Annotated in this window: 18 protein-coding genes and 1 pseudogene; 16 read left to right on the top strand and 3 right to left on the bottom strand. The window is 40.2% G+C overall.

What is annotated here, in order from left to right; translation table 11 throughout:
- Nucleotides 1–394: 394 nt before the first annotated feature.
- The 3 genes from NNL38_RS11660 to NNL38_RS11650 are packed head-to-tail and all read right to left on the bottom strand — an operon-like array spanning nucleotide 395 to nucleotide 4,121.
- On the bottom strand, nucleotides 395–2,581 hold the full coding sequence (locus NNL38_RS11660) for a YjbH domain-containing protein (protein WP_255388204.1): 2,187 nt from the start codon (nucleotides 2,579–2,581) through the stop codon (nucleotides 395–397).
- Complete coding sequence (locus NNL38_RS11655) at nucleotides 2,581–3,453, bottom strand: capsule biosynthesis GfcC family protein (RefSeq protein WP_255388203.1); 873 nt, start codon at nucleotides 3,451–3,453, stop codon at nucleotides 2,581–2,583. Before NNL38_RS11655 ends, NNL38_RS11660 begins: the two co-directional genes overlap by 1 nt.
- A gap of 17 nt (nucleotides 3,454–3,470) precedes the next feature.
- Complete coding sequence (locus NNL38_RS11650; protein ID WP_255388202.1) at nucleotides 3,471–4,121, bottom strand: YjbF family lipoprotein; 651 nt, start codon at nucleotides 4,119–4,121, stop codon at nucleotides 3,471–3,473.
- 234 nt (nucleotides 4,122–4,355) lie between these two features.
- Between NNL38_RS11650 and NNL38_RS11645 the strand changes: the two genes are divergently transcribed.
- From NNL38_RS11645 to wecA, 16 genes and pseudogenes are all read left to right on the top strand, one after another.
- A complete protein-coding gene (locus NNL38_RS11645) occupies nucleotides 4,356–4,748 on the top strand; it encodes a hypothetical protein (RefSeq protein ID WP_255388201.1) in 393 nt (130 codons plus the stop codon).
- 624 nt (nucleotides 4,749–5,372) lie between these two features.
- Nucleotides 5,373–6,536, top strand: coding sequence for a polysaccharide export protein (locus tag NNL38_RS11640; RefSeq protein WP_304414201.1), 1,164 nt, complete (start codon nucleotides 5,373–5,375; stop codon nucleotides 6,534–6,536).
- A gap of 64 nt (nucleotides 6,537–6,600) precedes the next feature.
- A complete protein-coding gene (locus NNL38_RS11635; protein ID WP_255388199.1) occupies nucleotides 6,601–8,763 on the top strand; it encodes a polysaccharide biosynthesis tyrosine autokinase in 2,163 nt (720 codons plus the stop codon).
- A gap of 260 nt (nucleotides 8,764–9,023) precedes the next feature.
- Entirely contained in the window at nucleotides 9,024–10,148 is a 1,125-nt protein-coding gene (gene wecB, locus NNL38_RS11630) for a non-hydrolyzing UDP-N-acetylglucosamine 2-epimerase (protein WP_255388198.1), read from the top strand.
- 28 nt (nucleotides 10,149–10,176) lie between these two features.
- The gene (gene wecC, locus NNL38_RS11625; protein WP_255390628.1) at nucleotides 10,177–11,436 is read left to right on the top strand and encodes a UDP-N-acetyl-D-mannosamine dehydrogenase; all 1,260 of its coding nucleotides are present in this window, start codon (nucleotides 10,177–10,179) and stop codon (nucleotides 11,434–11,436) included.
- Nucleotides 11,437–11,469: 33 nt separating this feature from the next.
- Complete coding sequence (locus NNL38_RS11620) at nucleotides 11,470–12,825, top strand: phenylacetate--CoA ligase family protein (protein ID WP_255388197.1); 1,356 nt, start codon at nucleotides 11,470–11,472, stop codon at nucleotides 12,823–12,825.
- Nucleotides 12,826–12,868: 43 nt separating this feature from the next.
- Nucleotides 12,869–13,303 carry a serine O-acetyltransferase gene (locus NNL38_RS11615; RefSeq protein ID WP_255388196.1) on the top strand — a complete coding sequence of 145 codons (435 nt, stop codon included), beginning with the start codon at nucleotides 12,869–12,871 and terminating at the stop codon, nucleotides 13,301–13,303.
- Nucleotides 13,296–14,492, top strand: a complete 1,197-nt coding sequence (locus NNL38_RS11610; protein WP_255388195.1) for a lipopolysaccharide biosynthesis protein — start codon at nucleotides 13,296–13,298, stop codon at nucleotides 14,490–14,492. The genes NNL38_RS11615 and NNL38_RS11610 overlap by 8 nt, the downstream gene beginning before the upstream one ends.
- Nucleotides 14,493–14,494: 2 nt before the next feature.
- Nucleotides 14,495–15,271, top strand: coding sequence for a glycosyltransferase (locus tag NNL38_RS11605; RefSeq protein WP_255388194.1), 777 nt, complete (start codon nucleotides 14,495–14,497; stop codon nucleotides 15,269–15,271).
- Nucleotides 15,264–16,400, top strand: a complete 1,137-nt coding sequence (locus NNL38_RS11600; RefSeq protein ID WP_255388193.1) for a glycosyltransferase family protein — start codon at nucleotides 15,264–15,266, stop codon at nucleotides 16,398–16,400. The genes NNL38_RS11605 and NNL38_RS11600 overlap by 8 nt, the downstream gene beginning before the upstream one ends.
- Complete coding sequence (locus tag NNL38_RS11595; RefSeq protein ID WP_255388192.1) at nucleotides 16,384–18,111, top strand: heparinase II/III domain-containing protein; 1,728 nt, start codon at nucleotides 16,384–16,386, stop codon at nucleotides 18,109–18,111. The genes NNL38_RS11600 and NNL38_RS11595 overlap by 17 nt, the downstream gene beginning before the upstream one ends.
- Nucleotides 18,101–19,336: a hypothetical protein gene (locus tag NNL38_RS11590; RefSeq protein ID WP_255388191.1), complete on the top strand. Its 1,236-nt coding sequence runs from the start codon at nucleotides 18,101–18,103 to the stop codon at nucleotides 19,334–19,336. Before NNL38_RS11595 ends, NNL38_RS11590 begins: the two co-directional genes overlap by 11 nt.
- 6 nt (nucleotides 19,337–19,342) lie before the next feature.
- Nucleotides 19,343–20,092 (top strand): glycosyltransferase family 2 protein, encoded by a 750-nt coding sequence (locus NNL38_RS11585; protein WP_255388190.1) that lies wholly within the window; start codon nucleotides 19,343–19,345, stop codon nucleotides 20,090–20,092.
- Nucleotides 20,093–20,120: 28 nt separating this feature from the next.
- Nucleotides 20,121–21,325, top strand: a pseudogene (locus NNL38_RS11580) (nucleotide sugar dehydrogenase).
- A 130-nt stretch (nucleotides 21,326–21,455) separates the two neighbouring features.
- Nucleotides 21,456–22,376 carry a UTP--glucose-1-phosphate uridylyltransferase GalU gene (gene galU, locus NNL38_RS11575; protein WP_255390627.1) on the top strand — a complete coding sequence of 307 codons (921 nt, stop codon included), beginning with the start codon at nucleotides 21,456–21,458 and terminating at the stop codon, nucleotides 22,374–22,376.
- A gap of 67 nt (nucleotides 22,377–22,443) precedes the next feature.
- Nucleotides 22,444–23,553: a UDP-N-acetylglucosamine--undecaprenyl-phosphate N-acetylglucosaminephosphotransferase gene (wecA, locus tag NNL38_RS11570; RefSeq protein ID WP_255388189.1), complete on the top strand. Its 1,110-nt coding sequence runs from the start codon at nucleotides 22,444–22,446 to the stop codon at nucleotides 23,551–23,553.
- Nucleotides 23,554–23,589 lie beyond the last annotated feature (36 nt).

Genomic DNA, 23,589 nt, shown 5'->3' with positions numbered 1-23,589 from the left:
GGGCAAAAATTAAGGTCGGAATGGCGACAAAAATAAAACCAATTGCGTATTCAAGGTTATTGTTTTCAAGCAGCTGATAGCAACTTAAAATAAAAATTGTCATTGTAATTAATATGTTAAATTTGTGGAGCAGCGGGTGATTCACTGAAAAATGAGCGTACAACCTAAACATGCCCAGTTACCTCTTTTACAATCAAGTCAAAAAAGTGACATTTTGTTCGCCATATGTTTGACGATTTGTTGTGTTTTTATAATCACTATTTTAGCTTAAATTGAATGCTTCGCAGGAATAGACAGATATTTCTCGCTCAAGATCACGCTAATAATAGAATTATAAATAAAAGCGAGGTATTTATATACCTCGCTTTTGATTTCAGCTCATTGAAAAAGATAATTATTTGTTCATCGGCTTTCGCCCATACCAGGGGGAGCGGGCATCTGTCACACTAAACAGCTGGTATTTGCGGTTCAGCATCTGACCCCCATCCCGGCTCAGCGGTAACCAGGAAATCGTGGCGCGGTTGGTGCTTGGCTTCACGGTCATCACGTCAAACGGAATTGAGATATAGAAGCCCTTGTTATAGCTCCCTTCGCCGAACTCTTCTGCCGACAGGTTTGTTTTTGCCGCAAAGGCACCGACAATGACGCCGCTGTCAAACTGCTTAGAAAAGTCGATGGTGATCCCTTTATCTTCTGTCAGGTACTGGCCGGCACTGACTTTGAACAGGGTATTCGGCAGCCATTCCCACTGCGGCTGATAATACACCGTGGCATGGCCGGTCACAGCACCGGTTTGAACCCGGTAATTTCGGTTGGTGATAGGATCAAACTGAACTTCTTCCGTGAAAAAGCCCAGCTGCGAGTCCGGATCGCGCTGGATCACATAGTTGGCATCCAGGCCTACGGCCCAGTTGCTGCCAAACGGACGATAGAGAATTTCACCGCCAACGCCGCCGAACATCATCTCCAGGTAACCGGCATACGCCTGGCTGTACCAGTTATCCCCCAGGCGATCCATCCAGGTGAGCTGAAGGTTGTTGACGCGTACCGGATTGTCATTGATGTACTGGCGCACCAGCGTCCGAACCCGTTTCAGGTCGGTGCCATCGGGTGGGACTTCATACAGAAACTGGTCGTAGTTGTCATAGATATTGAAGTAGAGGCCGCCGCCAAGCTCGACATGATCCCCGAACCAGTAACTGGCACCGGCATTGACCCCAATATTAAACAGGTAAAAATCTTCAGAGCCGCCGAAGGATTGCTGCAGGGTCGGGGCGACACTGATATCCCAGGCCTTGTCAGATTTAGCAATCAGTTTTCCGTTTGGGGTTGAAGGAGAGCCAACGCTGCTGGCATCACTGATGTCGGCATTGAAATATTCATGCTGTGCCACCCTGGCAAACTGTTCACGATCGATCCGTGTTTCAGTAACTGCCTGGTGGTTGGCAGTTTCAACCAGCCGGTATTCTTTTGCTTCGGGCGCCTGGTTTGCAAGCAAGGTTGCCGCGCGTTGGTGAGCCTCATCACGGTTACGGTATTTGGTTTGCGGGGCAACTACGGTGATAGCCTCTTCGGAGGCGTAAACTGTCGGATCCTGGTAGCCGGCGATGGTATGTAAGTCTTGCGCCAATTGCTCCCATTCTTTAGCCGAGAGCCCTTGCTCCGGTGATGTGTGGCGGGGCTGATAGGCCGGCGTCGGCTCATCGCGCCAGATTGCCTTCATCTGATTAAAATTGGTGTTGAGGTTGAAGCCGACCGTCCAGGTATTGCCCCGTTCATAACTGAGGCGGAGATCTCCCCAGTCGCTCAAGCGATAGAGCATGCCATAGTTGAGCTTGCTGTCTTGCGGCATGTCGATGCCACCCCGGGTGACCGGGAAGTCACTGGTGTAATCATTGCCGTCATACTCTAATTTCAAACGCAGGGGTTGCCACGGGCTCTGATATTCAATACCGCCGAACAGGGCGCTACAACCACTGAACCAGCGCTCAAAATCGACACTCCCACCTTTGCCTTTATATTCAGTCCCCCGATCACAGTCATTGCCCAGTGCTTTATCACCCCGGAAGTTGGCACTGTTACCAAGATAGCCCCAACCGATGCCGAGGGTAAAGTCAAGCGGTCCGATATGTTTGCTGGCTGCGATAAACTCACCATCAAATAGTCCGGTCCCCCCGAAATCCCGCACCCCGATGGATGTTTCCGGTAACCAGTAGCTCTCTTTCAGTAGTCGAACCTTGAAGTCAATGCCTTTGTCGGTGTATTTGGTATCGCCACTGAAATTTTCGTCATTACTATAGAGCAGATCCTGAACCAGGGTGTAGCGAATGGTGGATTCCAGCCAGGGGAGGAGTTGCAGTGACACTGTATAGTGGTGGTACTCATCATTGAATGTACCGCCGGCCGTAAACTCACCTTCTGCAGCCATCCGGCCGGAAGGCATTTGGATCAGACCGACGCCGCCAAAGTCGGTTTGTGACGGTGTAAACGCCGGAGCGCTGAACTCATCTGCCAGGGGTGATGCGGCGGGCAATGTCGTCAATGCCGCCGCAGACAGTGAAAAGAGAATACCTTGTTTCATTAGAGGGCCCGGTGTCTTAGCAAGTTGATGATGTCTTGATTGAGAGATTCAAATCCTGAAGGCAAAGATTGAAAACCCAAATAGAGAGTTGCGCCAGGCGCAATATCCCGGTGTTGATGATTCCAGTATGCGATGGGATGGTGCTCAATCGTGCCATCAGGTTGGATCACCACGGCATTGCTGCTTTCTGCGTTATCCAGGGGTTTCAGCTGTGTTAAATACTCACGAGCGCCGGTCCGTTCTTGCCATGGCAGTTGTTGCGGAGAGCTGACTGCCCCAAGAACTAAAACTGATGTTGGACGGGGCGGCAACACAAGCAACATATTTTCAGATATTAGGGGATTGAGCGATGGTGTGATCCGGACTTGATCCACATCAACCGCAGAGAAAATTCGGGGGGGAAACACCTGACTTTCCAATTGTTCGATCAACGCCAGAACCGTCGCTTGTTGCTCACCTTGCCATTGCTGTGAAAGTGCTTGAAGCCGGGAAATAACCCGTGATTTATCTGGTAGGGTTTGGTTCAAATAGAAAGATGCTCCGGGCCAGTAGATTGGGCCTGTTTCAGATTTTCCGGTAATACGGTGAATATTCTGACGGGTGTCTTCAAGGATCTGGCTCACCCGGACCGGCTGAGCATAGCGCAGTTGCAGTTGTTGTTGGTTGGTGATTGAAGTCGCGACACTTACTTGAACCCCGGATTGTGGGGTTGATAGGTGCTGTGTCGTGCCCTGCGTCGCAGAAGCTGGCGGAACTAAAGAGAAGAAACTCAGGCTACCCATGAGCATCGCGGCGCCGCAGGTGATCTTCGCCACAACACGGAACAGGGATGGAGAGGTGTGGTTAAAACTCGTCATTTGAAGATTACTCAATTGAAGGCCTTGGGACATTAATGTGCTGAAAAAGGTTTGAGTAGCGTGATCTCAACATAAGGCAGACCGGGCGCCAGTTTTTGCCTACTCTTGAGGACTGTTCCGGTTTGCGGGTGTAACCAGAAATCATTGTCAAATGTCATTGCCAGGCTTTCAACCGTTACGTGTTCCGTAAAATGTAACGTTTCGACCGGTGTGTCATTGATCAGGACAACGGCTTTCCCCTGATTCGAAAACTTTGAATTGAGCTGGTAACCGAAATGATAACCGGGTTGCCAGTCGATTTTCCGTTGCCAGTGCTTGGGGGTTTGCGCCAGGTGGAGGCCCTGTGCCAGTGGATCGGTGACGGTTGATTGCAACGCACTCAGATTTCCACTCGGAAGATTCAGCGTTTTGACTAAGCGACCATGTTCGGTCACCAGCATCCCCTGATCACTCGACAGCCATTTCAGTTGGAGCGGCTGCTGGCTGTTGGGGGAAGAGCCAAACCTTGGCTCAGCAAGCGCCAGTACCATAAACGCCTGCGGACCATCACCTAAACGGGCATACAAACTGGCATAGGGCAGGCTTTGAATTTCAAGTTCACTTTTTTGGACATCAGTTTCGCCTAGCAGTGCAAGGCGAAGCGTGTCATTGACGTCATTAAATTTCTGGCTGCATCCGCTCAAAAAGAGAGTCGCAACAAGAAGAGTGAAACAGGTGCGTATTGGCCGGAAGGGGGGGGTGACAAAAGAGAATAAGGTGACTGCAAACATAAGTCATCCGGAGCAGTAATTAGGACAAATTGAAGGTAAGAAATAACCGCACTCATGTGCGGTTATGATCATTAACTGTGATCAGCTTGGTCTGTCTTTGTTTGTATAAACGCTGACAATTAGCCCTGTGCTGATACAGAAGTTGTGTTGTTGTTGTCGTTGTTTGACGAGTCAGCAACGGCAACAGCGGCAACTGTGATAGCAGCGGCTGCAGCTACTGCAGTTGCTGTGATTCCACCGGCTGCTGCAACAGTTGCACCAGCTGTACCAGCTGCAACGCCTGTTGAGGCGCCTGCAGTAGCTGCCGTTGTTGAGGCTGCGCTAGCTGTCGAAGCTGTTGTACCTGCAGTAGAAGCCGTTGTTGTACCAGCTGTTGATGCAGTGGTAGACGTGGTGCCTGCCGTTGAAGCCGTGGAAGTAGAGCCCGCTGAGCCAGCAGAACCGGAAGTGGTTTCTGTGGCAGCCATTGCTGAACCAGCCATCGACATTGCAGCCAGCAGTGCGATTGCAGTCTTCTTCATCCTATTCCCTTATTTATAGAACTAATAATAACAAAGCGAAGATAACCTTCCCGTTAATGATATGAGCTATCGCGTTGGAAGGCAATGGGACCATCAATTTGTCATAAAGCTGATTTAATTTAGGGAACAAGGTCTCAGAATATTGATTGTGTCAATTAGTAACTTTTTTGACTGTAATGAATTGCGGTGTAACTGTTGGATTTTTAATTGCGCGATAATTCAATAGGTTGCGATATAAATGTGGCAAGGTTACCATAAAAATGTGTGAAATTTGAGTTTCTCTCTTAGCCCATTCTGTGTAGAATATTGCGGCTGCAATCGTGACAAATGTATAACTTTTGATATTTCGTCACGTTTCAGTGCGCAACATCAGGGATGTCTGTCGAAACAGAGGATTGTTTCCGCACTAAACACAATTGAAGCTCTCTGAGTGCATTGGGAACTCGAACCCAAGGGCGGTAGCGTATCTAATTTGCACCTCCCCAGTCTGAAGCGACCAGTTCCAACCCATGATTAAACCCTGCTGTTCGGTTTAATCGCGCAAACACAAGAAGAAGTGAATGTACGCTCGAGAATTGGGCGGACATATCCTCGGGTGTTATCTAAGCATATCAATCAATTTGAAAGTTGAACTTTACGAATGATGCATTTTACAAAAAAGCTTCTCATTACAGCGGTAGCAACAGCAATGTTGGCTGGATGTACTGTGCCTGGTTCCCATTTAAGTGTTGATAACAAGAATGTGGTCACAACAGGCAGTGAGCAGGAAAAGGACATTTCGGAGCAGGTCAATGTATACCCTCTGACGGCAACGACAGCGATGCGATTTAAAGCAAAAAAAGCTTCTTCGCAAACCAACACAGCCTTAGACGCTGAAATCGCACGTTATCAGTACCGTATTGGGCCCGGAGATATTCTCAATATTACGATCTGGGATCACCCGGAGCTGACGATTCCTGCTGGTTCTTATCGGAGTTCTGCGGAAGCGGGGAACTGGGTTCACGCTGATGGTACAATTTTTTACCCTTATATTGGTCAGGTAAAAGTTGCTGGCAAAACTGTCACAGAAGTCAGAGAGGTGATTGCCAAGCGCCTGGCTGCTTATATCGAAAGCCCGCAAGTGGATGTCAATGTTGCTTCGTTCCGTTCGCAAAAAGCTTACATCACAGGTGAAATCAACAAGCCAGGCAAGCAAGCGATTACCAATGTGCCGCTGACATTACTGGATGCGATCAATAGCGCCGATGGCCTTGCTGAAAATGCAGACTGGCGCAATGTGACCTTGACCCGAAATGGGCAGGAAGAGCGAATTTCTCTGTACGCGCTGATGCAACGGGGCGATTTGACCCAAAATCGCCTGCTCCGTCCGGGCGATATTGTGCATGTACCACGTAACGACGCGCAGAAAGTCTTTGTGATGGGCGAAGTCAATGAGCCAAAATTGCTGAAAATCGACCGGGCAGGAATGAGCCTGACCGAAGCGCTGAGTAATGTCGGTGGCATCAACCAGCTTTCAGCAGATGCAACCGGTGTGTTTGTGATCCGAAGCAAGATGACTCAGGATGTGAATCCAAGCAACACCAATACTGAGCAGCAACAACGATTGGCTGACATCTATCAGTTGAATTTGTCTGATGCGTCAGCTTTGGTCATCGGAACCGAATTTGAATTGCAGCCCTACGATGTGGTTTATGTGACTGCGGCGCCGATCGTCCGTTGGAACCGTGTGATTACCCAACTGGTCCCAACCATTACCAGCTTCAATGAGCTGGGTGAGGGCGTGCTGCGGATTAGAAACTGGCCGTAATGGTTCGATGTTACAATCAGAAATATGATTACGATATAACCTATTGATATTGAGTTAAAAATTTATGAGCGTTACTCAAAACACTCAGGTGAAACAAGACTCGGAAGAGATTGATCTGGGTAAACTGTTTGGTATTTTGCTGGATAGCCGCTGGATCATTATTGCAATCACCTTTGTTTTCGCGATTGCAGGGATTGCTTACGCACTACTGGCAACACCGGTCTACAAAGCGGATGCCCTGATCCAAGTCGAGCAGAAAAGCTCCGGGATGCCGGCACTGGGTGAGATGGGAGAGCTGTTTGCCAGTGAATCCTCGTCATCAACTGAAATTGAAATCCTGAAATCGCGGATGATTTTGGGTAAAACCGTTGATAAGCATAATCTAACTACTGTTGTTACACCTAACTACTTGCCAGTTATCGGCAAAGGGCTTGCACGCATTCAAGGAGCGCCGATTGAAGCGCAGGTTGAGCGTTTCGACATCCCGGAAAATACTGATATGCCTGTTTATACATTGACTGTGTTAGATGGTGAGCTTGGCAGCTATGCGCTGACCGACCAGGAAGAGCAGCAAATCTTAACCGGGACCGTTGGAGAGTTGGTTCAAGCTGATGGGTATCAGATGTTTGTGTCGAAGCTTGACGCAGAAAATGGTGATAGCTTTACGGTCGCCAAGCGATCACGCCTGGATGCGATCCAATGGCTGCAACAAAACCTTGCGGTGAGTGAGCGCGGTAAACAAACGGGTATTCTTCAGTTATCGTTTACTGGCGAAAACCGAGCGGCGATTGAAGTGATTTTGAATGACATTAGTCAGAATTACTTCTTGCAAAATGTGGAGCGTAATTCAGCGGAGGCGGAAAAAAGCCTGCAGTTTTTACGCGGTCACTTACCGGATATTAAAGTGCAGCTAACCGCCTCAGAAGACTTACTAAATCAATTCCGCCAGGAAAACGAATCCGTCGATTTAGGCTTAGAAGCAAAATCGACGCTGGATGTCATGGTCGAGCTGGAAGCGAAACTGAACGACCTGACCTTCAAAGAAAGTGAAATTTCCCAGCGTTTCACTAAAGAGCACCCGGCTTATATCTCTCTGCTGGATAAACGAAAAACATTACTTTCAGAGCGAGAACGACTGAATCAGCAAATCCAAAAGCTGCCGAAGACACAGCGCGAGGTACTGCGTTTAACCCGTGATGTTGAAGTCAATCAGCAAATCTATGTTGAACTGCTGAATAAAGTCCAGGAACTGAATATCGTCAAAGCCAGCACGGTGGGGAATGTTCGTGTTCTCGATAAAGCGCAATCTTATACTAAGGCAGTGAAGCCGAAGAAACCTTTGATTGTCGTGTTGGCAACTTTGCTAGGCGGCATGTTAGCCGTTGCTATTGCTTTACTCCGTGCTGCATTTCATCGCGGTGTAGAGAATCCGGATGAAATTGAAGCCATTGGTTTACCTGTGTATGCCAGCGTTCCAATGTCTGACTGGCAGATTGAACTTGAGAACAAGCAAAAAGGAAAGCAAAGGCTTTCAGTTGAAGAGACTTTATTGGCGGTTTCTAACCCGGCCGATTTATCGGTTGAAGCACTCCGGAGTCTGCGTACCAGTCTGCATTTTGCAATGATGGAAGCCAAAAACAATATCCTGATGATCTCCGGTCCAAGTCCGGGCATCGGGAAGTCGTTTGTCTCTGCCAATATGGCAGCTGTGGTCGCCAAAGCTGGTCAGAAGGTTCTGGTGATCGATGCGGATATGCGCAAAGGGCGGATGGAGCGCCAAATGGGCGTGAGCGCAAAACCTGGGTTATCAGATTATCTCAGTGGCCAGGTGGGCATCGAAAACTTGGTGAAACTCCCGGGCGTCGAAAATCTGGCGTTTATCGGACGAGGTGAAGTGCCACCAAACCCATCAGAATTGTTGATGCATCCGCGCTTTAAAGAACTGTTGGATTGGGCATCAACGAATTATGATTTGGTCATTGTTGATACGCCACCGATTCTGGCAGTCACCGATGCGGCGATTGTTGGCGCCCATGCGGGAACCTCATTGCTGGTAGGACGCTTTAGCCAGAACACAGTCAAAGAAGTTGAAGTCACTAAACAGCGCTTCGAGCAGAATGGCATCGAAATAAAAGGGTTTATTTTGAATGCCGTGGTTCGCAAAGCTAGTAGCTATTACGGTGGTAACTATGGATATTACAATTATAGCTATGAGTCGAAGCACTAACGAATGACGGTGTAACTAATACTTAAGGCGCGGAGTTTTGTGCCTTAAGTGTATTTCAAGACAGTAATAGAGTAACCTATTGGCAGGAAACACCTAAATCCCCGCTATCTCTGATGACACAAGGCCCGTGCGGTATTTTTCGTGTCTCAATTAAACCAATTTTGTCTCAGGCTTTCTCAATGCCTGAGTCTTGATGTTGAGAATATTCAACATTGCATAGTCATTCTCATATCTTATTTTTATTTAAGTTGGCAAGAAATATGGCAAAGAAACGTATTTTGACGGTTTTTGGAACCCGTCCGGAAGCAATAAAAATGGCGCCATTAGTTCACGCATTAGCAGGCGACGAGCGCTTTGAGGCGAAAGTTTGTGTGACGGCGCAGCATCGGGAAATGCTCGATCAGGTTTTAGATTTGTTTGAGATCACCCCTGATTATGATTTAAATCTGATGAAAGCCGGCCAGACGCTCAATGATCTGACCGCGCGAATTCTGCTTGAACTGAAACCAGTGCTACAAGAGTTTAAGCCTGATGTGGTGCTAGTGCACGGTGATACAGCGACGACTTTTGCAGCAAGCCTGGCGGCTTATTACGAACAAATCGCAGTCGGGCATGTTGAAGCGGGTCTACGTACCGGCAATATTTACTCGCCTTGGCCGGAAGAGGCCAATCGTAAACTCACTGGTGCTTTGACGAAATACCATTTCGCACCAACTGAGACTTCAAAAGAAAACCTGCTGAAAGAAAATTATGACGAGCAGAACATATCGGTTACCGGTAATACGGTGATTGATGCGCTGTTGATGGTGAAAGGAAAAATTGATAATGATGCTGAATTAAATGCGACCTTAACATCACTGTTCCCATTCTTGGATGAAAACAAAAAGTTGATTCTGGTTACCGGTCATCGTCGCGAAAGTTTTGGTGGCGGTTTTGAGCGTATTTGTCAGGCTCTGGCTGAAACAGCAAAACAACATCCAGAAGTACAAATACTTTATCCAATGCACCTGAACCCGAATGTCCGTGAACCGGTCAATCGCATTTTGGCGGGTATTGACAATGTGCATTTGATTGAGCCACAGCAGTACCTGCCGTTTATCTATCTGATGAGCCGTGCCAATATCATTTTGACAGACTCAGGCGGTATTCAGGAAGAAGCCCCCTCATTAGGAAAGCCGGTACTGGTGATGCGTGATACCACAGAGCGACCTGAAGCGGTTGCGGCAGGTACTGTGAAACTAGTAGGTACCGATGTTGAAAAGATCGTAAGTAACTTAAATACACTGCTTACCGACGAAGCATCCTATCAAGCCATGAGTTATGCCCATAACCCTTATGGTGACGGTAATGCATGTGAGCGAATTTTGAACGAATTATCAAAATAAATATTAAATAAAAATTAGGGAAATAATGATGTCATATGAAACGGTATCAGTAATTGGCTTGGGTTATATTGGCTTACCGACAGCCGCCATGTTTGCATCTCGCAAGAAGAAAGTGATTGGTGTGGATGTTAGCCAGCATGCTGTGGATACCATTAACCAAGGGAAAATTCATATCGTAGAACCAGATCTTGATATGCTGGTAAGTGCTGCTGTACAGCAAGGTTACCTAAAAGCAGTCACTACACCGGAGCCTGCAGACGCATTTTTGATTGCTGTACCAACGCCTTTTAAACCTTGCAAAGAGGGTGAAGTACCTGAGCCTGATTTAAGCTACATTCATGCAGCAGCAGAAGCGATTGCGCCTGTACTAAAAAAAGGCGATTTGGTTATCCTTGAATCTACCTCACCAGTTGGCGCAACAGAACAGATGGCAGAATGGCTGGCGAAATATCGCGAAGACCTAACTTTTCCTCAGCAGGTTGGTGAAGTTGCAGACGTTAACGTTGCGCACTGCCCTGAGCGAGTGCTTCCAGGTAAGGTGGTAACAGAGTTGGTACAAAATGACCGAGTAATTGGTGGAATAAGCAAGCGCTGTTCAGAACGTTCAGTAGAGTTATATAAGACTTTTGTTATGGGCGAATGTGTTGTTACCAACGCACGTACCGCTGAAATGGCAAAGCTGACAGAAAACGCCTCAAGAGATGTTCAGATTGCATTTGCTAACGAGTTATCTATTATCTGTGATGATTTAGATATTAGTGTATGGGAGCTAATTTCTTTAGCAAATAGGCACCCACGAGTGAATATTTTACAGCCGGGACCTGGTGTTGGAGGGCATTGTATTGCCGTTGACCCATGGTTTATAGTTTCCAAAACACCAGATAAAGCTAAGCTAATACATACAGCACGTAATGTTAATGATAGCAAACCAAGCTGGGTTGTTGATAAAGTAAAAATTGCAGTAGCTGAATTTTTAAATTTAAATCCAACTAAAACAATTAAAGATATTACTATTACTTGTTATGGTTTGGCATTTAAAGCTGATATTGATGATCTTCGTGAAAGTCCTGCCTTGGAAATAGCAAAGATTATTGCAAATGAACATGCAGGTGAAGTTACGGCAATTGAACCTAATGTTGACTCAATTGATGTTGATAATATTCGGCTTGTTACTATTGACGAATCACTTTCAAAAACAGATATCCATGTATTATTAGTAGAACATCAACAGTTTAAAAAGATAAAAATTCAAGATCAATTTGTAATTGATACAAAAGGCATATGGTAAATACGAAGTCAAAATTGTATTTTTGGAGCAAAAATGTTCAAAGACAAACTAAAGGGTTTTGTATTAGATACTTTACCTGAAGACTTTTGGCCGTACCAGAAAGATTATTTGAAAGTTAGAAAAGTCATAAATGACTCAAACCATTTTACTAAAGAGCAGATGGTTGATTTTCAATTTAATAGAATGAAAGAGCTAATTGATTATACATGGAAAGAGTCAAAGGGTTATAGAGAGTATTGGTCAGATAATAATTTTAATCCAAGCGATTTTAAGAGCTTATCTGATGTAGTAAGAATACCATTTATCTCTAAAGAAGTTATCAGAGATAATATTGAATTATTTAGTATAAAAAATTCAAACAAACCATATGTAGTATCTACCAGTGGTTCAACAGGTAAGCAGTTCCAATTTTATCAAACAAAGAAAATAAGGGCTCAGGATACTGCATTTGTTGATGATCTTTGGTCCCATTTCTATTCAAAGATGAGTAGAAAAACGAAGCGTACTTTTCTAAGAGGAGGTATTCAAAAGAATAGCATTCAAAAAGATCCTTTTTTTGGTCTTAGATTAAGTAGCAGAGAAATTTCGGCAGAATTAGTTTTCGAATTTATCAATGCGATTGATAAATACAAAACTCCAATTTTTCATGTTTACCCTTCGTCGCTTTATCTAATGTGTAAAATAATGATAGAGAATGGTATAAACAGACCGAAGCATATATTTGATGTAATATGTTTTGGTTCAGAGCCGATATATGAATTTCAACTTTCAGCAATAAAGAAAATATTTCACGAGCCACTCTCTTTCTGTTATGGAAATACAGAGAAAGTGGCCTTCGGAGGAAATTGCTCTCATAATGATGCATATCATATGTATCCACAATATGGCTATACCGAGTTAGTTGATTCTTATGGCGAGCCTGTAAGTAAAGGTCAGCGTGGCGAAATTGTTGGTACAAGCTTTTGGAATTTTCAGACACCATTCATTCGTTATAAAACCGGTGACATGGCAGTACTAGGCGATTCAGAATGTAAGTTTTGTGATAAAAAATATCAGCTGCTAAGTTCTATTGAAGGAAGAATGCAAGAGTATGTTGTAAGCAAGAGTAAAAGTATAATGCCGATAACATACTTTTCATCAATACATGATGATACATTTGAAACAATAAAGCAGTTTCGCTTTCAACAAAAAGAAATTGGGGTAGTTGATTTTTTATATTTAAGAAAAGAAAACTTAGAGACAGATATTAGCAGTATTCGTCAACGCCTAGAGTTTGCGCTTGGTAATGGTTACGATTTAAATTTAATTGAAGTTGAGAACATAAACTTGTCTAAGAGTGGTAAGATGACATATCTTGATCAATTTTTAGATATAAATCAGTTTATGTAATAATTAAGCTGCTAATTAATTAGCAGCTTTTGAGGGCTAATTTATGCGAGTTTTCAAATTAGGAAAATGGGCTTATAAAAGAAATTATAAATTTATTCAATCTCTTTGTGAGCGATATATTAGAATTGTTTATAGCATGTCTATAAAAATGGAAACGAGGATAGGAGAAGGAGTGAAGTTTGGCTATGGGGGCATAGGAGTTGTTATTCACCCTAAAGCAATAATTGGAAAGAATGTTACAATAGCTCAAAATGTAACAATTGGTATGAAAAATGTGAACCAAAAAAGAGAGCCTGGAATAAATTATTTACCTGTTATTGGTGATAATGTTTATATTGGAGCTGGAGCTGTAGTGCTAGGTGGAATAAATATAGGAAATAATGTAACGATTGGGGCAAATTCCGTTGTCATTTCAGATATTGAAGAAAACACTGTAGTTGCTGGAATTCCTGCTAGAGTTATAAAGCAAAATGTTTAAAAAGTTTCTTTATTTCTTTTCGGTTAATATTGTTGTCAAGTTTTTATCATTCGGAACTTTATTAGCTGTAGCTACAATTCTTACACCACAGGAGCTTGGAAGCTTAAAAACAATTCAATCAATATCTGAAGTTATAACAACGATTTCAATTCTAGGGTTAAATACTGCTTTTTTAAGGTTTTATCCAATATCATTAAACAAAGAAAGAGATAAGATAGAAACAACATATTTTTACACAATACTGTTCTCGTCAGTTGTTTTAACTCTGATATCTCTTTTTTTATTTAAGAATAATCGGCTATACTTGCTATTGATACCGTCAACAGCATTGGTAAGTATATATATATATATATATCAATTACAAGACAGATATAAAGAGCTTGCTCTAAATCAAGCAATTATAAAAATATTATCATTCTTTACTGTCATTATATCGACAAAGTTTTATGGGTTGAATGGCTTTATTCTTTCAAATGTAGCTTTATCTTATCTTGGATTATTCTATCTTTTTATTAAAAATAAGATAAACTTACAAATAAAATATATCAGTACTCATTGTGTAAAAAAAGCATATCCTGTAGCTAAGTATGCTTTTGTAAGTACAATAATAAATGTAGTTACTGTCAATATTGGAATTTACATACTAAATATTACGGATGTTGATGGTGAAAAGTTAGGACTTTATTCGTTTTCAGCTATTTTGTTGATTGTTTTTCAAATATTAAGAAATGTAATTCAGCAGTTTATTAGTCCAATATTGACAAGGGAATCAAAAAATAAAGATGACTTTATATCAAAAGTAAACTCGTTGCAGAAAAAAGTTTATTTTGGCTTTACTTTAATAGCATTAGTGTCAGGATCAATATTTTATTTTCTATACAAATATACGCCGGTGTTTTTAATTAATTATAAAGATTCTTTTAAATATATTATATTTATGATTGGGCCTTGGTTGTTTTCATCTTATTACATCATTAAAGTTGTTGCTTTTAATTCCTTAGGATTGACAAAAGTAAACTTAAATAAGGATCTAATAATTTTTCCAATCACCATAATTGTGTCATATTCATTAGCTCTTTATTATTCAATACCTGGTTTGATTCTATCTCAGTATGTAATTGCAGTTATCACTTGTCTTGTCGTTAGAGTGATGTTTAAAAGAAACATAAATTCACACAGTTATAATTAAATATGCTTACCTATCAATTTCTTATATCTACATATTCAGAACGTGCTTTTGATATAGATTATCAAAATTTACCAAAAGCTGAAAATTTAAGCTATATTGTTGTTATTCAAAAACCATGTAATAATATCTTTGATATCAACCGTGATGATATCAAAATAGTTTATACAGATACAATCGGTGTAGCAAAGAGTAGAAATATTGCTTTAAGTGAAGCAACATCTGATGTTGTTTTTTTTATGGATGATGATGTTAGCTTTATTAATGATAAATTTAAAAAAATAGTTAATCAATATGAAAACGATGGAAGACTAATTTTTGCAACACATCAAATAAGTGATGAGTTTAATGAACCAAGGAAGCAATATCCAAGCGATAATACACTCCACACATTAAAGTCTATTTTGCGCTATGGAACTGTAGAGATCTCCTTAAGGAGAGAATTTGCAATCAACAAATCGATTAGGTTTGACGAAAGATTTGGGGCTGGTGTTTACTTATCTGCTTGCGATGAACCTATATTCTTAGCCTCACTTTTGAAAAACAAAGCAACCGGCAAACATTTTGATATATTCGTATTTTCTCATCCCAGAGAGTCAAATGGTACTTTGAGTGATAAGAAAAACTCCATAATGTCTAGGGGAGCTATGTTTAAAGTTATCTATGGACCTGTAGTTTCTATTCCGCTCATCTTTGCTTTTTTTATTAAAAAGTGCTGGAATTATAAGGGAAGTAGATTTGACTTTATAAAAAATCTTTTTTTAGGGTATAACCATGTCTAAAATTCTATTTGTTTGTAATTTTTATAATGATCCTAATAAAGTATCATCTCAAAGAACGACTCACTTGGTAAATTCTTTGAAGGATAAAGATTTAGATGTTGAAGTATTGGTTTCAGGTGAAAAAGATTCTTTTGAATCCGGTATTATGACTTTAGATGAAGCTAAGACCTCTAATACATTAAGTTTTATTCTCAATTTCTTCAAATATAAGAAGAAGTTAATTGAGCTGTCAAAAAAATATGATTTAATTGTTCTCTCTGTGCCTCGATTTTCACTCCTTTATTTTTTTTCTTTAAGCTTAAAAGGAAAGACTAAAATATTATTAGATTTAAGAGATCAATTACAATTGCAAGAGTTGAATCGAGAATCTAGAAGTAAAATATTCCAACCCTTGGTTAAATTATTAAATGTAATTGATCGAAACCTATTTTCTCGAAGCTTAAAATATGTCAATTCAATTGTGTGTGTCGGTGAGTATAGTAAAAATCACCTTATTGCTAATTTTAAAAAACAGACTGAGAGATTACCAGTGTATAATGTACACAATGGTTTTTTGATTAATGACTTGAAAGAAATTAAAAAGATTAATAATAGCTCCAGTCTTCAATCACATGTTTTAAATGCTGCATTAGTTGGCACAATATCTTCTTTTAGAGATTCATTAGATTTACGAAGCGACCTAAGTGTTTTAAGTAAACATCTCGTTAAATTGAACAAAACAATTAATTTAAAGCATTGGGGAAGAATAACCAAAGATCTTGAAAAGTATATATCGTCTCTTGAGAATGTTGAATATCAGCCTCAGGGTTTTATAGGAAGACAAGAGCTATTAAAACAGATTAATACATGTTCTTTTTCAATTTTGATTACATCAACAAAATTAAAGTGGGAACCAACCACAACTGTTTTTGATTACATTCTTAGTCATAATCCAATATTAATGTTGGGTGGAAGAAATAATGAAGCCTATAGGATTATAAATGATGTCAATCATGAATCCTTTTTTGCTGAAGAGTTTCCCGAACTATTACAAGTACCTTCGGTTTCAGTAAATGAAAATATTGATAAATATTCTAGAGAGTATAACGCGAATTTATTTTATGAGGCTTTGATTGAAACGCTTAAATAGTATTCTTGCACTTTATCGAAAAATTGGTTTTAAAAATCTAGTCAACAAAATATTTTTTCGTATAGTGAGACCTGGATTTAATCTTTATTACAAATACTCTAACTTGATCATTGAGAAAGGAAGTTATAATGTAAAATGGGAAATTAAAGAATTAAAATTACCACGTCCAACTAATTATGTTAATTTGAAGTGTATAGCTGATAACTATCTTGATGGTAAATGCTTTATTTTAGGTTATGGGTTAAAATCGGTTGTGAATAATGGTGGTGAAATAGATTATCATTATGACTTTTTTAACAATAAAGCATTTGATACTGGGCGTGTATCCCAAAAAGACTATTTAGTTGATGGGGCTGATATCAAAGTTCCTTGGGAAGTTGCTCGTTTAAAAGAGTTAGTTTATCTAGCTTTACTTTATGATTATAAATCAGATGGCCACGAATCTTACCCTGAGATAATATCAAATAGAATTCAACAGTTTGCTTCATTAAATAAAATAGGCTCAGGTATCCATTGGCAGTGCCCAATGGAAGTTGGCATTAGGATGGTGAATTTAATTTCAACATTCTGCCTTTTGAAACAAAATAACAAGCATTCTTTGTTAGATGATTCTTTGCCATTTATATATCAACATTATAGATACTTATCGGCTCATGATGAATTTAATTTTGGCTTAAGAAATAATCACCATTTATCTTGTTTGTGCTCATCTATAATCGGAGCTGTTTTTTTTCAGGATTATAAAAGACTTAAACAGTTAAAAAGTAAACTACTCAATGAGTTTAACTATCAATTTAATGATGATGGATCGAACTTTGAATCCAGCACTTCATATCATAGATATAGTTTAGATATGATTTGTTGGGCTTTGTATTTTATTGATGAAAAGCGATTTACAAAAAGATTTGAAAACAAGTTGATCAAAAGCTTTAAATTTATCAAGAATATAACTAACGATATTACGAACACTGTTCCACTTATTGGTGATAATGATAGCGGTTGGTTTTTGAATATTGCCCCTGAATTATCAAAAGACATGTTAAATTTGAAATTTAATTATAATTTCGTCTTTAATCATTTAAAGTATGGGACATTTAGTAATGAATTCATATATATGTTCTCCAAGAAAGATAAACTTGACAGTGACTATAGTGAATATGTCTTTCGAAATATAAAGCCTTCATCTTTTTCAAGGAAAAAATACACTTTTGATTTATGCTCTCAACATTTTGATGAGTATTATTATCCAAACTTTGGATTACTTGTTTTGAAGAATGAGAATACATATATTTCTTTTAGAACAGGTGGGCAATCATGTGGGCATATGCATAATGATGCTTTATCAGTTGAGTTATGGATTAATGGCAGTTGCATCGTGAAAGATCCTGGAGTTAGTGTATATACATCACATCCAGAAAAGAGAAATCTTTACAGAAGTTCATTCAGTCATTTTCAGCCAACTGTAGATAGTAATGAACAAAACTCGCTTTTAAATGGATTGTTTTCTTTATCTAATAATACTGCAAAAGGTTTATTTAGAGGTGAAAATTGTTATTTTTCATATTATGAGATAAATCAACAGCCTATTTTTAGGGTTTTAAGTATTTTACATGGAAAGCTAGAGATTAATGATCTCTCTTTAGCTGGTCAGCTTAATGAAGTAAATCTCGATTTTATTAATAGTCTATATTGTGAAAACTATGGAAGTTAAATTTAATAGTCAAATTTTTGTTCTGCTATTTATACCCTTAATTTCTATTTTTGATGTTAATCTTGCAGTATCTCAAGTTACTTTTGTCTTGGCTCTATTCTTTCTAATAGTATCAATCTTAATTACTGGCCATAGTGTTAAAGTTAATAGCTCTTATTATGTTTTATTTATTTCGATTGCTTGTGTAATTGTCTTGTCAAGTTTACATCGAGCTCTATTTTTTCATGATATAGATAATCAATTACTTATAAGAATAGTTAAGTTGGTTGTTTTTTTTCTGTACTTTACAGTTGCTCTTAAATTAGTTGGATTAACAAGTGTAGATAAATGCCTGCTTTATATTAAAGTTTTTCTTTTGTTCTTATCTATACATCTTTTAATTTTGGCATGGCAGCAGCTATCATTTAAATTTGGTTTTTATTTTCCTGAAATTGGAAAAACTACTGTTCATGGTGTAGAAAGTAATATTAGAGATTCTCTAACTCATAGGCTAACAGGAATTGCTAATGAACCTAGTTATATGGCAAGGGCATTATTGCAAATTTTAGTTTTATCTTTGTTCTTTTATGCATCTAGTTTGCGGAAGAAATCAATATATTTGTGCCTTATATTAGCTTCTATAATTTTTGGTTTTTTAACCTTCTCTATGAGTTTTATTTTTGCTTTTTTCATCGTTTTTTTCACTTATTTATTTCGAAGTTTTTCAGTGAGAACTTTTGCATTTTTAATACTATTTATTTTTCTTGTCTTTTCTATATTTTATTTAAATAAAGATTTTTATATATTTCAGTTCATACTTGATAGATTTAATACTGAATCATCTGGCTCTTCAGCTAGATCCCATGACTTAATTTTAGCACCAAAGATGTTTTTCGATAACTGTTCAATAATAACTTGTTCTATTGGTTTTGGACCCTCTTCAATTAAATACTTCAATGATTGGTTTAATGGTTATCTAATCTATGAAACTACTAACAATGTTTTTGTCGACGTTTTAGTTGAGTTTGGTTTTTTGATTTTGTTTTTTACACTTTCATTATTCTTTAAGTATTTTAGCTTAGTTGTAAAGTATAAATATTCTTTTTTATATTTTCTAGTGTTTATTCTATCTAACTTATTCAGAAGTGACTATCTAACATTTAACTACTATGTATATGTGGTCGTCGGTTTTATGCTACTTAAAGTTGAGCGCTTTTATCATCAAAATAATCTTTACAATATATGAGGCTACATGTTAATTTCTATTATCACACCAACCTATAACTCATCTGAGCAGATTCGAGAAACTTATTTATCTATTAAGAATCAGACCTACTCTAATTGGGAGTGGTTAGTTACCGATGATTGCTCAACAGATAATACTTATGATATATTAAAAGAGCTTTCTGATAATGATAAAAGAATCAGAATATTTCGAAATGAAGTAAACTCAGGTGCTGCGCATAGTAGAAATAACTCCATTTCTCAGTCTAATGGTCATTATCTTGCCTTCATAGATAGTGATGATTTATGGTTGCCTTCTAAATTAGAAACTCAACTTTCTTTCATGGTTGATAATAGAGTTGATTTTTCATTCACTTGTTATGAATTGATTGATGAAAGTGGAGAATTATGTGGTAAAGTTGTTGATTCCCATTTGAGCGGACCAGTCTGCTATGATGATATGCTTCGGAAAAAGGCTACTTTAGGCTGTTCAACAGTTATGTTAAAGGTCGATTCTTTTAATGACTTGAATATGCCATTAATTAGAACAGGTCAAGACTATGCTTTATGGCTAAAGCTGCTTAAGGAGGATAGTTTGGCATACCCTATATTAAAGGTTTTAACTCGTTATAGAATTATGCCAAATTCAATATCTAGAAATAAAATAAAGAAGGCTCGACGTCAGTGGCAAATTTATCGCGATATTGAAAAACTTTCACTCTTTATTTCAATTGAGTGTTTTATTTATTATGCATATCGTGCAGTTTTTAGAAAGTAATATTGATTTGCATCATGGCAGGAATTTTATGAATATAGCAGTAGCAGGTACTGGTTATGTTGGCCATTCAAATGCGGTATTATTAGTCCAACATAATGAAGTCGTTGCTATCGGTATCAATGAGCATAAAGTTAATATGTTAAATGATCGTATATCTCCAATTGTAGATGCAGAAATTGGAGATTTTTAGTAAATAGAAACCTTAGACTTAGAGCCACATCAGATAAGCAAGTAGCTTATAAAGATGCTGATTTTGTAATTGTTGCTACAACAACCGATTTTGATGTTGTTAATCATTACTTCAATACTTCTTCAGTTGAAGCTGTGATAAAAGATGTGATGGCCATTAACCCAAATGCGGTGATGGTTATCAAATCCACCATTCCGGTTGGTTACACTAAGCAGATAAAATAAGAACTGGGTTGAAAAAATATTATTTTTTCACCAAAGTTTCTCCGTGAAGGCCGTGCTCTCTACGATAGTTTATATCCATCCCGAATCATTGTGGGTGAGCAAAGTGAGCGTGCCAAAGTATTTGCTGATTTGCTGATTTGCTGATTTGCTGATTTGCTGATTTGCTGATTTGCTGGTTGAGGGGGCGCTCAAAGACGATATTGAAGTCTTGTTTACCGATTCAACCGAAGCCGAAGCGGTGAAGTTGTTTTCTAATACGTATCTTGCGATGCGTGTGGCGCACTTCAATGAGTTGGATTCTTACGCCGAATCTCATGATCTGGATACGCGTCAGATTATCGAAGGTGTTGGTTTAGACCCACGTATTGGCAGTCACTACAATAACCCGTCATTCGGTTATGGTGGTTACTGTCTGCCGAAAGATACCAAGCAGTTACGTGCGAACTACAAAGATGTACCAAACTGTTTGATTGGTGCAATCGCTGACGCCAACACGACACGTAAAGATTTCGTTGCTGACTCTATTTTTAGTCGCAGCCCGAAAACAGTCGGGATTTATCGTTTAATCATGAAGTCTGCTCTGACAACTTCCGTGCGTCTAGTATTCAGGGCATTATGAAGCGGATCAAAGCCAAAGGAATCGATGTCGTCATTTATGAGCCAGTATTAGAAGAGAAGGAGTTCTTCCATTCAGCTGTGATCTCAGATTTAAATGAATTTAAATCCATTTCTGATGTGATAGTTTCGAACCGGATGGCAGAAGAGCTTTTTGATGTAGAGTCAAAAGTGTATACCCGCGATCTGTTTGGTAGTGATTGATTTTTGACCGGTATCAAAATGCGGTACTCATTCATGATTTGATGAAATGATGCGGTTATCCACTGCATCATTTTATTACTGTCTCTATATAGGATATAGCGACAGTTTAATGGAAATATTAGGGGCTATGATGAAAAAAATAACAAAAGCCGTCATTCCGGTGGCTGGGCTAGGAACACGAATGCTGCCTGCAACCAAGGCAATTCCAAAGGAAATGCTGCCTTTAGTTGATAAACCACTCATTCAATATATTGTCAATGAGTGTATTCAGGCTGGTATCAAGGAAATTGTGCTGGTGACTCACTCGTCAAAAAATGCGATTGAAAACCACTTCGATACGTCGTTTGAACTTGAAGCGACCTTAGAAAAACGGGTCAAGCGTCAGTTGCTGGATGAAGTTCAGTCCATTTGCCCACCGGATGTGACCATTATGCATGTCCGTCAGGGCCAAGCCAAAGGGCTGGGTCATGCAGTATTGTGTGCGAAACCGTTGGTTGGTGACTCACCATTTGCTGTGGTGTTGCCAGATGTCATTCTGGATGAATACACAGCGGATCAGTCGACAGAGAATATGGCTGCAATGCTGAAGCGCTTTGAAGCGACGCAAGTCAGCCAGATTATGGTCGAGCCGGTGCCGATGGAAGATGTCTCAAAATACGGTGTGGTTGATTGTGACGGGGTTTCATTTGGTCCGGGTGAAGCGCAACCGTTGAAAGCAATGATCGAAAAACCTGCTCTCGATGATGCGCCATCCAACTTAGCTGTCGTCGGACGTTATATTCTATCCGCGACGATTTGGGACAAGCTGGCGATCACGCCACCAGGTGCAGGTGATGAAATCCAGCTGACTGATGCCATCGATATGTTAATGGTAGAAGAAAGCGTTGAAGCGTTTCATATGTCTGGTAAGTCCCACGATTGTGGTGATAAACTGGGCTACTTTAAGGCATTTGTTGAGTATGGCTTGCGCCATGATGCTTTGGGTGAGGATTTTACCCAATTTATAAAAGAATTAACGGCTTCTGAAGTAACATTAAAGCTAGTCGGTTAAGGATAAGAGTGCTGTTTTGGCAGTCAGAGCGGCACTTATTAGACCATTTACTCCGTAAGAGTTTGCTATGACAGCTACCGCATTTATTTTCGTTTTTGTCTTCTCTTTTTGCAGTCTGTTTGTTTTTCGTAAGCTGGCGAAAAAAGTCGGCTTAGTGGATAAGCCAAATGCAAGAAAACTCCATCAGGGCGTTATTCCGCTGGTGGGTGGGGTTTCAATTTTTACTACCCTGAGTATTGCCTTTTTATTATTTACACCGGTCGATCAAGACACCATTCTGTTTCTGGTGAGTGCGACGATTTTGGTGGTGATGGGGGTCATCGATGATCGGCTTGACATCAGTTTTAATATCAGGCTGGTGATTCAGGCGGCGGTTTCCCTGGCAATGATCCAGATTGCCGGCAAAAGCCTTCATAACCTAGGTTTCCTGATGGGCAGTGAAGCGATTGAATTGCCACTGGCGATGAGTTATCTGGTGACGATTTTTGGTGTGATCGGGGCGATCAATGCCTTTAATATGGTGGATGGTATTGATGGCTTGCTGGGTGGTCTGGCGTCTGTGACCTTTGCAGCCCTGGGCTACATGTTCCTGGTTGATGGTAATACAGAGCTGGCGGCGGTATGCGGCCTGATTGTGACGGCCATGGTACCTTATATTATGCTGAATCTCGGCTTCCCGCTGGGTCGACGTTTTAAAGTCTTTATGGGCGATGCCGGCAGTATCTTTATCGGGTTTACGGTGATCTGGCTGTTGATTGAAGCAACTCAGGGCGAACGAGTGACCCATATTCGTCCGGTCACCGCGCTATGGGTGATTGCTGTACCGCTGATGGATATGGCCACCATTATGATCCGCCGGATCCGCAAAGGTCAGTCACCATTTAAGCCGGACCGTGAGCACCTCCACCATATCTGTCAGCGAATTGGCTTATCTTCCGGGATGTCCCTGGTGGTGATTTGCTCCTTAGCATCAGTGCTGGCCGGGATCGGTATCTGGTCTGATGTGAATAAGATCAGCGAGTCGGTGATGTTCTTTAGCTTTCTCGCGGTGTTTGTCGGATATTTCCTGTCGATTAGCTATATCTGGCGTATTACCACCTTCATTCACAAACTGGTGGGTCGATCGAAAGCTGCTGAGTTGGACATTGAAATGAGTCAGACTCACGCTGATAAATAAGGTTTGGTTTCGCTGGAATTTAATATACTAGGTAGC

Source organism: Photobacterium atrarenae (genome assembly GCF_024380015.1).
In the GTDB taxonomy this organism is placed as follows: domain Bacteria; phylum Pseudomonadota; class Gammaproteobacteria; order Enterobacterales; family Vibrionaceae; genus Photobacterium; species Photobacterium atrarenae.
Note: the sequence above shows the minus strand (reverse complement) of the source record. Positions and strands in the feature narration are given on the sequence as shown.

What these genes read in the sequence shown, in the direction of transcription:
- NNL38_RS11660 (WP_255388204.1), bottom strand. Translation starts at nt 2,581, where the DNA reads ATGAAACAAGGTATTCTCTTTTCACTGTCTGCGGCGGCATTGACGACA.
- NNL38_RS11640 (WP_304414201.1), top strand. Translation starts at nt 5,373, where the DNA reads ATGCATTTTACAAAAAAGCTTCTCATTACAGCGGTAGCAACAGCAATG.
- NNL38_RS11635 (WP_255388199.1), top strand. Translation starts at nt 6,601, where the DNA reads ATGAGCGTTACTCAAAACACTCAGGTGAAACAAGACTCGGAAGAGATT.
- wecB (WP_255388198.1), top strand. Translation starts at nt 9,024, where the DNA reads ATGGCAAAGAAACGTATTTTGACGGTTTTTGGAACCCGTCCGGAAGCA.
- wecC (WP_255390628.1), top strand. Translation starts at nt 10,177, where the DNA reads ATGTCATATGAAACGGTATCAGTAATTGGCTTGGGTTATATTGGCTTA.
- NNL38_RS11620 (WP_255388197.1), top strand. Translation starts at nt 11,470, where the DNA reads ATGTTCAAAGACAAACTAAAGGGTTTTGTATTAGATACTTTACCTGAA.
- NNL38_RS11615 (WP_255388196.1), top strand. Translation starts at nt 12,869, where the DNA reads ATGCGAGTTTTCAAATTAGGAAAATGGGCTTATAAAAGAAATTATAAA.
- NNL38_RS11610 (WP_255388195.1), top strand. Translation starts at nt 13,296, where the DNA reads ATGTTTAAAAAGTTTCTTTATTTCTTTTCGGTTAATATTGTTGTCAAG.
- NNL38_RS11605 (WP_255388194.1), top strand. Translation starts at nt 14,495, where the DNA reads ATGCTTACCTATCAATTTCTTATATCTACATATTCAGAACGTGCTTTT.
- NNL38_RS11600 (WP_255388193.1), top strand. Translation starts at nt 15,264, where the DNA reads ATGTCTAAAATTCTATTTGTTTGTAATTTTTATAATGATCCTAATAAA.
- NNL38_RS11590 (WP_255388191.1), top strand. Translation starts at nt 18,101, where the DNA reads ATGGAAGTTAAATTTAATAGTCAAATTTTTGTTCTGCTATTTATACCC.
- NNL38_RS11585 (WP_255388190.1), top strand. Translation starts at nt 19,343, where the DNA reads ATGTTAATTTCTATTATCACACCAACCTATAACTCATCTGAGCAGATT.
- galU (WP_255390627.1), top strand. Translation starts at nt 21,456, where the DNA reads ATGAAAAAAATAACAAAAGCCGTCATTCCGGTGGCTGGGCTAGGAACA.
- wecA (WP_255388189.1), top strand. Translation starts at nt 22,444, where the DNA reads ATGACAGCTACCGCATTTATTTTCGTTTTTGTCTTCTCTTTTTGCAGT.